The sequence below is a fragment of the Haloferax sp. s1 genome, from assembly GCF_058382125.1.
The window spans coordinates 57,979-68,709 of sequence record NZ_JBZRPK010000732.1; the positions used below are offsets into that span (position 1 = coordinate 57,979).

A 10,731-nucleotide genomic window follows, 5' to 3' on the forward strand; every position below is an offset into this window, starting at 1 on the left:
TCGGCGCCCCCGAAGGGGCGAGGGGAGCCGGGCTCACCCCCGCCACCCCCGCCGAAGACGACCGAAAAAGCCCGACCCGTCGACTTGCGACCGCCGCCGCCGAAGGGAGGGACCGCCGATGAGCAGTCTCGACCCGGAATTCGGACTCTCGCTCGACGAGGCGCTCACCGCTGTTGCCGACAACCAACCGCTCGTCAACTCGGTCACGAACAACGTCACCGTCAACGACGTGGCGAACATCACGCTGCACTGGGGCGGCCTGCCGGTCATGTCCGACGACGAACGCGAGGTTGCCGACATGGTCGCAATCGCCGACGGCTGTCTGCTCAACATGGGAACCGTGAGCGAGACGGGTGAGGCGACGATGCTGGCCGCCGGTGCCGCGGCGGGAGACCACGACGTGCCGCTCGTCGTCGACCCCGTCGGCGTCGGTGCGACCCCAACCCGTTCGCGGGTTGCAGAGCGCCTCGTCACCGAACTCGACGTCGACGTGCTCAACGGAAACTACGGCGAAATTTCCGCGCTCGTCGGCGAGAACGCCGAAGTTCGGGGCGTGGAGTCGGTCGGCGAGTACGCCGAAATCGCCGCGACGGCGGTCGAATGCGCTCGCCAGACGGGTGCCGTCGTCGTCGCGTCCGGTGAGACCGACATCGTCGCAACCGAGGACGCGGCCTACGAGGTTCACGCAGGCCACTCGATGATGGGCGAAGTCGTCGGTACCGGCTGTATGCTCGGCGTGACGCTCGCCGTCTTCGCCGCCGCAATCGACGACCCGCTCGATGCTGCGCTCGCGGGAACGGCCGCCTACGGATTGGCTGGCGAACTCGCGGCTGACGGCGTTTTCGGCGATTACCACGGTCCGGCGAGCTACAGGGTCTCGTTCCTCGACGCGGCTGCCGGACTCGCGGGGGAAGAACTCTCCGACCTCTCCGACCGCGTCGAACGAATCGAGGTGCGGTGAGATGTCACCGACACAGCCGACTCCGCAGACCCCGCCGTACGCAATTACGATTGCCACCAGCGACTCCGGCGGCGGCGCGGGCATCCAAGCCGACTTGAAGACGATGACGCGACTTGGCGTCTACGGCGGGTCGGTCATCGTCGCCGCGACGGCGCAAAACACCCGCGGCGTCGAGGCGACTCACGTCCTCCCCACAGACGCGATTCGCGCGCAGTTCGACGCGCTCGCTGACGACTTCGACATTGCGGCCGTCAAACTCGGCATGTTGGCGACGGCGGAGGCTATCGAGACGGTCGCGGACTGCCTCGCCGACTACGACGGCCCGGTCGTCCTCGACCCCGTGATGGTCGCCACCTCCGGCGACCGACTGCTCGACGAGGACGCCGTCGACGACTACACCGACCTGTTCGCACAGGCGACACTCGTGACCCCGAACGCGGACGAGGCCGAGGCGATTACCGGCCACTTCCCCGATACGGAAGAGACACAGCACGCCGCCGCAGACCAGTTCTTCGAGTGGGGTGCGGACGCCGTGCTCCTGAAAGGCGGGCATGTCGACACCGACGATTCGACCGTCGTCGACGCGCTCGTAACGCCCGAAGAAACGACGACGTACGTCAACTCTCGAATCGACTCCGCAGCTACGCACGGTTCCGGATGCACGCTGTCGAGCGCAATCGCCGCCCGCCTCGCCCGCGGTGACGACCTGCCGGATGCGGTCGAACGCGGTATCGAGTTCACGCACGCGGCGCTCTCCGAACCGGCGGACGTCGGCGAAGGCGCAGGAAGCGTGAATCACCTCGTTGGCGACGAGTGGTCGAACATGGAGGAGTGAGCAAATCTACCGGGTTCAGAACTTCCCCCACAACCGCGTGAGTTCGTCGGCAACGTCGCTCTCATCACTCTGGCGCTCGATAGTCCAGTCCAGTTCCCCGTCTCGGACTGTTAACTCGAACCGGTCGCGCGGGAGTAGACTCCGCGTTCGTCGCCGGGAACACAGCCTCGACACAGAACTTTCCGTCGCGCCTACCTACGAATCGACTCGCTTTTCGACGTGGCTGATATCGTAAACGGCTGAGTTCTCTATAACGAAAACAGTTGATTCCCCTGCAACGAAAACGGCTGACATCACGGCTATGACCCGGTAACACTCACGTCAGCAGACACTCAAGTCGTTCCGACTCCTACGCTGCGGTGATGACTGACCACACTCCGACGCCGGGCATCCACCACGTTACGTGTATCGCGGGCGACCCACAGCGGAACCTCGATTTCTGGGTCGAGACGCTCGGTCTTCGGCTCGTCAAGCGCTCCATCAATCAGGACGACCCCAGCACGTACCACTTCTTCTTCGCGGACGCCGAGGGGACGCCCGGGACGAGTATGACGTTCTTCCCGTGGGAGAACCTCTCGCAGGGAAAAGTCGGCACCGGACAGGTCTCTCGAACCGCATTCCGCGTCCCCGACGGAAGTCTGGACTACTGGGAAGCCCGGTTCGACGAGTACGGTGTCGAGTACGACGACCGAATCGAGCGGTTTGGCGAGACTGTCCTCCCCTTCAGCGACCCGGACGGCCTGCCGGTCGAACTGGTCGAAGTCGACATCCCCGAGGACGACCCGACCGTCCCGTGGACCGAGTTCGTTCCCGAGGAATCGGCGATTCGAGGGTTCCATTCAGTGACGCTCTGGGTGGCGGACCCCCAACCAACCGAAGAACTCCTCCGGACGATGGGGCTGGAGGAAGTCGGCACCGAGCAGGCACAGGGCGACGTGCAGGGTGACGAGCGAACTCGATTCGCCGCCGCTGGACCCGTCGGGAAGTACGTCGACGTGCTCCCGACTATCGAGGGGAGCCGACAGGGTCACGGGACGGTCCACCACGTCGCCTTCCAGACGCCGACCGACGAGGACCAAGCGGCGATGCGCGAGGCTGTCCAGTCGGAAGGGCTGCGCCCGACAGCCCAGATAAACCGCCACTGGTTCCGTTCGGTCTACTTCCGGGAATTCGGCGGTATCCTGTTCGAGCTCGCCACGAAGGACCCGGGTTACACTAGCGACGAACCGCGTTCCGACCTCGGCGGGCGACTCGTCCTCCCCGGCGAGTTCGAAGCACAGCGCGAACAAATCGAAGCGGGGCTGACGGACGTGACGATACCGCGAGCCGATTCGGCGGAAGCCGATAACTGAAGCTGTTAGTTGGTCCGTCACCCGGTGGTGGCCCCGACCCGGCTCGGATAAACAACCGGATTGGTCCGGCACCACACACTCACGATACAGGCGAGAAGCAACACTGGATGGCGACACCGATATCGGATTCGTCTCGGGGGAGACAGGGACAGGAACAGGGGCAGGAACAGGGAAAGAGACAGGACAGCGGCCGTGAACAACCCACGGTCGTTTCACTCGATGGCGAGAAACAGGTTGCCTACGCCGAGTACGGGTGCTCCGATGGCGCGCCGGTCGTGTTTCTTCACGGGACTCCCGGCTCTCGGCGATTAGGGGCACTGTTCGATGCCGCCGCACGAGAACGCGATATTCGAGTGCTCGCGCCCGACCGCCCCGGCTATGGACGGTCTACCCACTGGTCGTCCCGCTCGATACACGACGCAGACGCGGTTATCACTGCCGTCCTCGACGACGCCGACGAGGAGGTTGCGGGTCTCGTCGCATTCTCCGGCGGCGCTCCGCACGCACTCGCAACTGTAGCAACCCAACCGGACCGAATCAATCGAGTCGATGTTGTCGCCGGCGCGACGCCTCCCGGAGTCGCAGACTCGACGCCCGCGATACAGCGACTCCTTGGGAAATTGGCGACGGCCACCCCGACAGTTCTCCGCGGACTCCTTCGAGGACAGGCGTGGCTCGCAGACCACCTCGACCCGTCGTTCGTCGTTTCACAGTACACGTCGGATGGGACCGAGTCGATTCCGGACGATGTCGCGGCCATCGTGAAGGCGGATTTCGTCGAGGCTATTTCGGGCCACGGGGTAGGTGCTGTCACAGATTTTCGAGACGCTGCGACGGCGTGGGAACTGCCCGCCGGTACTATCGAGACCGACGTGTGTTTCTGGCACGGTGCGGAGGACACGAACGTCCCGATTGACGGCGTTCGGCGCTTCAAATCACAGTTTCCGACTGCTCGACTGAACGTCTTCGACGACGCGGACCACCTGCAGACGCTCGTTCGAAGCATCCCCGCCGTCTTGGATGCACACGACCGCGCCGACTAACACCAAGGATTTGCACACACCCATGCCGACTAACACCAACGTACACCGCCGCGTCGACTGATATCACGCCGTTTGATATGCGAGTCGACCGAACGATTTCAAATCGCGGTATGAAACGCATCCTGTTTTCGGTCGCCTATCCCGACCGGCTCGTTCACCCGCTTCATCGGCGGGTCGTGGAGGAACCGTCGGTTACGCGGGCCGAACTGCTGATGTGGAGTCCAACCGAAGACGCGACGACGCTGCTCTGGTGCGACGGCGACCGAGCGGACACAGAGCGGGTTGTCGCTGGTATCGACTCGCTCGTCACGAGCCATTTCGTGGGGGGCACCGACGGGACCTACGTGTTCCTCCGGCAGGACGGCTACGAGTTCTCGGCGACGTTACTGGATATCGTCGCGGATTCGCGGGTGATTTTCCTTCCACCGGTCGTCTTTTCCGAAGACGGAACGGTCGAGTTCGAGGCCGTTGGCGAATCGACGGCGCTCAGCGCGTTTTACGAGGCACTCTCAGAACTCGGGTCGCTCACCATCGAACGGGTCAGCGAGTTCGAACGACGAAACTCGCCGTCACAGCTCACCTCCCGCCAGCAAGCGGCGCTGGAGACGGCCGTCTCTGTGGGATACTACGAAGTCCCTCGCGACGGGTCCGTCGAGAACGTCGCAGACGAGCTCGACTGCTCGACGAGCACGGCGGGTGAACTGATCCGGAAAGCCGAGGCTGCGGTGATTTCGGCGTACACCGAGACGACCTGACGACTAGACGGTCGGGTTTCGTCAACCGATGGAGTGCCTGTCCAGACCGTGGGTAAGTGGTCTATCGGCCGACAAACGCTGACCATGTCGAGCGTTAACGAACAAGTCGATTTATGCTGATAGCCGCACTATATTCAGCAAACAATGGTTCGTTGCTACATCTGTGAAACACAGTTTAAACGTGACGACGAGGTGTTCTTCTGCCGGCACTGCGGGTGTTACTGCCACCAGCGCTGTATGGAGGAATACAAGGCCGAAGCCTGCCCGAAGTGTGTTGGTGAACCAATGATCGGCGCTGTTGAGTTCTAAGCCTCACTAGTACTGTTGATTCGCCGTATTAGCTGGTGCGTTGTCTCGCCTGTTCCATCCAGGTTGTCACTCGTGACTCGCTGACTCCGAGCCGGTCAGCAAGCGTAGCGGCCTCTGCGGTTGCGAGTTGACCCACCGTCGTGATGCCCGCATCACGGAGTCGTTCCTCGTACGTCGGGCCGATACCGTCGATTGTCTGCAACGATGTCTCCTGTTCGGCCTCCATCTGGGCTTCTTCGCGTTCGGTTGTATCCGGACTCACCGCTTGTGTCGTGGACCGCTCGCGGAACCACGTCGCTACGCGGGGCCACAACTCACCGTGGGATTTCCCCGACACGGCCATGCCGACGTGGCCGGTAGGGAACTCGTAGATATCCGTATCTTCGCTCGGGATGACCTCGCTGAAGGGTTTGCTCGCACCCGGTGGAATGAGGTGGTCGAACGACCCGACAATCTGTAACACCGGCATCGTGAGATTTTCGATGTCGACGTGGTCCCCGTCCAGAACCAGTTCGTTTCGGTAGAGCGCGTTGTCCTGATATATGTCTTCGATGAACTGTCGGTAAGCCTCACCCGCCACGTCCACTCCGTCACGAACCCAGCGTTCCATCCGCCCGAAGTTCTCGACGGCTTCCTTGTCGTCGAGGTGGTCGTACAGAATTCCGTATTTCATGAGGGCGTTTTCGATCAGGTTGAGTTGTGCGAAACCTGTCGCGAGGAACTCCGAAGGCACGTTTCCGTACGTTTCGGTAATCCTTTTCGGGTCGAAGTAGTCCTCGCTCCCCCAGCGTTCGAGAATCCCGCCAGTGTCGTTAAAACACAACCCAGTTGCCATGAGTCCGAGATTGTTGACCTTCTCCGGATACAGCGCGGCGTACATCGTACTTATCGTCCCGCCCATACAGTAGCCGAGCACATTGATCGAATCAGCTCCGGTCTGGTCTCGGACGACGTCGACACAGTTGTCGATGTACCGATTCACGTAGTCACCGAGCGTCAGCGACGCATCGAGGCGAGATGGTTCGCCCCAGTCGATGAGATACACGTCGAATCCGTCTTCGAGGAACCGTCGAACGACACTCTTGTCCGGCTGAAGGTCGAGAATGTAGGGTCGGTTGATCAGCGCGTAGACGACGAGAAGCGGCGTATTATGGCGGTCGTCGTTCAGCGGCTCGTAGTGCAAGAGGTCGAGTTTGTTCTCCGAGTGAATAACCTCACTCGGCGTCTGTCCGACCTCGACGGACGCGAGGTCGTCGAGTCGCTCTGGAAGGAGTCGCATCTTATCGATGGTGTCCGCACCTCGTTCGAACGTTTGACGCTGAATATCCAGTGCCGTCGTAAACGGGTTCATGGTCATCTTTTATCTCGAGTGTGGTGGCGAATTGCTCTGGAAGGGGTCTCTTCGAGTACCGTGGAATCGTCTATCGAGTGGTCGAACCCCCCTCGGCTCAACCGTACGGGAGTCGGGGGTGGATGGTCCCTCCCGCTTCGACGAGATTACGATGTGGAACCTCGCCGTACTTCTGGGGCGCACTGGTAAACAGCGCTCTGCAGTCTCCCGAACAGAAGTCACACAGCCTCCTCCCGTATTCACTGGTCGCACCGGCGGCGTCTGTCGGAATCCCCTCCCACATCCGGAGTCAACCGGCAGAGACGCAGTTGGCGATTTGCTGATGCAATGTGGCTCACAGGTGATGGACTCGTTCAACCGTTTGTCTAGTGTAACGCGGACATTTGTAATCAATTTATGTGCAGGTCTCGGTGGTGCGAAGGGACACTATGCGCTATCGGACGTTCGAATTTCTTCTTCTGTGATACGTATGAGAAAATGGTCATATCACAATCGGACTCAACAAGGACGAGAACCATAAGTTAACAATGAACGAGAGGGGAGACACGCCAGAGACGCGGTTCGCGATCTCGTTAGCGGACGACGATGCGACAAAACTCTCAGTAACCGGTGGAAAAGGTGCAACCCTCGCACGCCTTATCGCGGCTGACTTTCCTGTTCCCTCTGGGTTTTGTGCGACGACCGCTGTCTACCACACCCTCACTGATACTCCCGAAATCCGGGCGGCAATCGAATCGTTGGAAGCACTTGCGCCCGAAGAGACGGAGGCAATCGCCGATGGCAGTTCCGAGGTCCGGTCGAAGATTCAGAGCCGAACCCTCCCGGACACCGTCCGACACGCCGTCACGGAGGAACTCGATACGCCCGATGGAGACACGTATGCGGTCCGGTCGAGCGCCACGGCGGAAGATTTGCCAACCGCGTCGTTTGCGGGCCAACACGAGACGTTTCTCGGAGTCAGCGACGGAGAACCGGTTTTCGACCGGCTCCGTGACTGTTTGGCGAGTCTGTTCACCGAACGCGCCGTCGCATACCGACTCCGGAACGACATCGCTCACTCCGAGGTGGCGATGGCAGTCGTCATTCAGGAGATGGTTGACCCGGCGGTCGCCGGCGTACTATTCACGGCAGACCCCGTAACCGGCAACCGACACGTTGCATCCGTTGATGCCAACTACGGTCTCGGTGAAACGGTCGTTTCGGGCGAGGTATCGCCGGATAACGCCCGTATCGACCGACGCACCAGAGAGATACTCGCGTACGAGGTCGGTGAGAAACGCTACGCACTTCGTTCGGATGTGGGGGGGAAAGGAACGGAACCGGTAGCGCTCGATTCCGAAAAACAGGTCTCTCGTGTGCTGTCGGATGCCCAACTGCGGAGACTGGTTGCGCTCGGTGGACAGGTCGAGGACCTGCTCGGTACTCCACAGGACATCGAGTGGGCACTCGTCGAGGGGGACTTTGTACTCCTCCAATCTCGGCCGATTACGTCGCTGTTTCCGCTCCCAGAACCAGTCCCGGACGACGACCACTTACACGTCTATTTCAGCATCGGTCACCAGCAAGCGATGGCAGAGGCGCTCCCACCGCTCGTCGTGGACTGGTGGCGGGAACTGCTCGATAGAACGGCCGCACGAGTTCGTTCAGGGAACACCGAAGCACCGTGGGCGGTCGAAGCCGGCCATCGAGTGTATATCGATATAACCCCGCTGCTCCGTTTCGGTCCGCTGAAACGAGGAATCCCTGTAGGCATCGCAGCAGCGAACGAACCAGCGGCGGCGGCTCTCCAAGGCCTGCTCACAGGACGGAGCGAAGCGTTCCCTGCTCACGGGCGGGTAACGACTATTCGTTCAGTGGGTCGCGTACTTCGCCGCGGAGCACCGAAACTCGTACCCCATCTTTTGAGAGCTAGTGGCCGATTTATTCGCGTATTCGTTTCCGGGCCGCCGGAGCCAAGACGGGAGCAGGCTCGGATTGAGGCATGGGGTGAAGAACTCGCTTCACGGATACGGGAACCTGAGACGGTCGCTGAGCGCGTCCGAGCCGCCTTCCAGCGCTCTGATTTGTTGACAGTACTCAGTAGATTACTCCCCCGTATCGGGCCGCTCTTGGTTGCGAGCCTCCTCGCCCAGAAGACACTCGAACGCCTGTTTCCGGATGCCGACACGGACCTGGATGCGATTAGCAAAGGCTTCGAGAATGAGCTGGCCACGCGGATGAACCAACGACTCGGTGACCTTGCCGACCTCGCCCGTGAACATTCCGAGGTCCGAGAGGCACTCCGGAAAGAGGCTTCGCTCGCGGATATCTCCGAGGGTGAGGGTGGACAGGCCTTCGGTAACGCACTGTCGGAGTTTCTCGACGAGTTCGGACACCGGGCAAGCGGTGAAATCGACCTCAGTCGGCCGCGCTGGAACGATAACCCTGCGACGTTGATACGGACAATCCGGAGCAATCTCGCAGGCACCGACCCCGGCGCACACCGAGCACATCTCCAACACTTGGAACGCAATGCTGCGGCGGCGGCGACTCGCCTCGAAGCACGCGCTGACCACGGCGTCCTCGGACCGGTCAGGAAGGCGGTCGTCCGGCGATTGATTCGGGCATACCGCGGCGGGATTCAGTTTCGGGAGTACCCAAAGCAAGGAGTGGCTCACCTCTTTACGGCCGTCCACGAAGTAATATCCGACGCCGGAGCGGCGCTCGCTGCTGACGGCCGTCTCGACGACCCGGAAGACGTGTGGTATCTCCGCAAGGTGGAGTTATTCGCCGCGCTCGCGGAGGATGCGCCCATCGACGCGGATATCGACGCTCGTCGACGAGCCTACGAACGCGACAGGAAGAAGACGGCCCCGCCGATTCTCACCAGTGAAGGGGAGGCCCCGACGGCGACGATGGAACCCGAACGTACCGAAGGCGTTCTCTCTGGGACACCTGTCTCTTCGGGCGTCGTTGAAGGACCAGCCCGCGTTATCCGTGACCCGTCCAGCGAGTCACTCGAAAAAGGCGAGATACTCGTTGCTCCCACGACGGACCCGGGATGGACACCGCTGTTTTTGAACGCAGCAGGGCTCGTGATGGAGGTCGGTGGCCGGATGACACACGGGGCGTTAGTCGCACGCGAGTACGGGATTCCGGCCGTTGCCTCCGTTTCGAACGCAACGGAGGAAATCCGAACTGGGGAACGGATTCGCCTTGACGGGAAGCGCGGTACCGTCGAACTCCTCGACCGGTCCGAACGGTACTGACCACACCTTACTCTCGCAACTACGACCGGTTCTTCGGTCCTGCCTCGGCGACAAAACTCGAAATAATCCGACTTTCAGCCCGATGGCGCAATCGACTCACCGCCGAAACGTTGACGTCGAGCGTCTCCGCGAGCTCGCTGAGCGTACACTCACGCGAGGTGTCGTAAAAACCCTGTTCGACTGCTGCGGTAACGAACTCCCATTGTCGTTCGGTAAGCAACTCGACCGAATCGTGAGTTTGGGTTACAGACAGAATCTGATACGGGACGCCGGCAGCCGATAACTCCGCCACATAAGCAGATAGTTGCTGGTGTGAGGCCCGAATCTCCCCCGAAAACCACCCGTCGTGAAGGGGGATGGGGTAGAGTGGGAGATTTCCGGATTCGAGAAGCGCATTATAGGTCTCCGAGATTGGGATCGTGAATCGTATCAGTATCGTCTGTGCATGGGAATGAATCACCTCAAACGAGCGCACTTCGGGTGCGTCCTCGAAATGGCGAACGAGTTTGTCACCATCAGATGTCGTTACCTCGACAATTTCGAACAGGTGGTCGTCGAGAGGTTGGCTCGCCAATATTCTGAATTCGGCGTCTGGAAATTCGGTCGAGGCATCTGCCAGCGTATCCCTCACCGGCGAACCATTGACCCGAAACTGTACACGAGGCATACGTTTCGTTCTCCCGGGTAGTACTTAAATGCAGAAAGTACTTTACGCGCGAAATCATGGTGGTGTCCCATCTGTTATCCGGCATGGTTACACCAAATCCGCAACTTGAGATGCGTAACGTTACCCTCGTGGAAGGTGGGTCCGGAGGAAACGAAGACCAGGACGGCGGTGAATGATGACCCGAACAGACGGGAACACTCGATTGCGCAC

General features: G+C 60.9%; 9 protein-coding genes. 6 read left to right on the forward strand and 3 right to left on the reverse strand.

Annotation, left to right across the window (positions count from 1 at the left end; genetic code table 11):
• The first annotated feature begins 118 nt into the window (after positions 1-118).
• Complete coding sequence (gene thiM / locus QT222_RS22940; RefSeq protein ID WP_004060163.1) at positions 119-961, forward strand: hydroxyethylthiazole kinase; 843 nt, start codon at positions 119-121, stop codon at positions 959-961.
• A 1-nt stretch (position 962) separates the two neighbouring features.
• On the forward strand, positions 963-1,796 hold the full coding sequence (thiD, locus tag QT222_RS22945; RefSeq protein WP_491478476.1) for a bifunctional hydroxymethylpyrimidine kinase/phosphomethylpyrimidine kinase: 834 nt from the start codon (positions 963-965) through the stop codon (positions 1,794-1,796).
• Between the two features lie 15 nt (positions 1,797-1,811).
• On the opposite strand, the gene QT222_RS22950 is transcribed toward thiD, so the two are convergent.
• Positions 1,812-1,970: a hypothetical protein gene (locus QT222_RS22950; protein WP_004060161.1), complete on the reverse strand. Its 159-nt coding sequence runs from the start codon at positions 1,968-1,970 to the stop codon at positions 1,812-1,814.
• Positions 1,971-2,158: 188 nt separating this feature from the next.
• On the opposite strand from QT222_RS22950, the gene QT222_RS22955 reads away from it, so the two are divergent.
• The 3 genes from QT222_RS22955 (at position 2,159) to QT222_RS22965 (ending at position 4,946) form a co-directional block, all read left to right on the forward strand.
• A complete protein-coding gene (locus QT222_RS22955; protein WP_004060160.1) occupies positions 2,159-3,148 on the forward strand; it encodes a ring-cleaving dioxygenase in 990 nt (329 codons plus the stop codon).
• A 107-nt stretch (positions 3,149-3,255) separates the two neighbouring features.
• Positions 3,256-4,191 (forward strand): alpha/beta fold hydrolase, encoded by a 936-nt coding sequence (locus tag QT222_RS22960; protein ID WP_491478477.1) that lies wholly within the window; start codon positions 3,256-3,258, stop codon positions 4,189-4,191.
• A gap of 77 nt (positions 4,192-4,268) precedes the next feature.
• Positions 4,269-4,946, forward strand: a complete 678-nt coding sequence (locus tag QT222_RS22965; RefSeq protein WP_004060158.1) for a helix-turn-helix domain-containing protein — start codon at positions 4,269-4,271, stop codon at positions 4,944-4,946.
• Between the two features lie 337 nt (positions 4,947-5,283).
• Here the strand turns inward: QT222_RS22965 and phaC are convergent, their stop codons facing one another.
• A complete protein-coding gene (phaC, locus tag QT222_RS22970; protein ID WP_004060157.1) occupies positions 5,284-6,612 on the reverse strand; it encodes a class III poly(R)-hydroxyalkanoic acid synthase subunit PhaC in 1,329 nt (442 codons plus the stop codon).
• Between the two features lie 521 nt (positions 6,613-7,133).
• Between phaC and QT222_RS22975 the strand changes: the two genes are divergently transcribed.
• Positions 7,134-9,854: a PEP/pyruvate-binding domain-containing protein gene (locus QT222_RS22975; protein WP_491478478.1), complete on the forward strand. Its 2,721-nt coding sequence runs from the start codon at positions 7,134-7,136 to the stop codon at positions 9,852-9,854.
• A gap of 19 nt (positions 9,855-9,873) precedes the next feature.
• Here QT222_RS22975 and QT222_RS22980 read toward each other — a convergent pair whose 3' ends face one another.
• Positions 9,874-10,521, reverse strand: a complete 648-nt coding sequence (locus QT222_RS22980; RefSeq protein WP_004060155.1) for a helix-turn-helix domain-containing protein — start codon at positions 10,519-10,521, stop codon at positions 9,874-9,876.
• Positions 10,522-10,731 lie beyond the last annotated feature (210 nt).

What these genes read in the sequence shown, in the direction of transcription:
- QT222_RS22955 (WP_004060160.1), top strand. Translation starts at nt 2,159, where the DNA reads ATGACTGACCACACTCCGACGCCGGGCATCCACCACGTTACGTGTATC.
- QT222_RS22980 (WP_004060155.1), bottom strand. Translation starts at nt 10,521, where the DNA reads ATGCCTCGTGTACAGTTTCGGGTCAATGGTTCGCCGGTGAGGGATACG.
- thiD (WP_491478476.1), top strand. Translation starts at nt 963, where the DNA reads ATGTCACCGACACAGCCGACTCCGCAGACCCCGCCGTACGCAATTACG.
- QT222_RS22965 (WP_004060158.1), top strand. Translation starts at nt 4,269, where the DNA reads ATGCGAGTCGACCGAACGATTTCAAATCGCGGTATGAAACGCATCCTG.
- thiM (WP_004060163.1), top strand. Translation starts at nt 119, where the DNA reads ATGAGCAGTCTCGACCCGGAATTCGGACTCTCGCTCGACGAGGCGCTC.
- phaC (WP_004060157.1), bottom strand. Translation starts at nt 6,612, where the DNA reads ATGACCATGAACCCGTTTACGACGGCACTGGATATTCAGCGTCAAACG.
- QT222_RS22975 (WP_491478478.1), top strand. Translation starts at nt 7,134, where the DNA reads ATGAACGAGAGGGGAGACACGCCAGAGACGCGGTTCGCGATCTCGTTA.
- QT222_RS22960 (WP_491478477.1), top strand. Translation starts at nt 3,256, where the DNA reads ATGGCGACACCGATATCGGATTCGTCTCGGGGGAGACAGGGACAGGAA.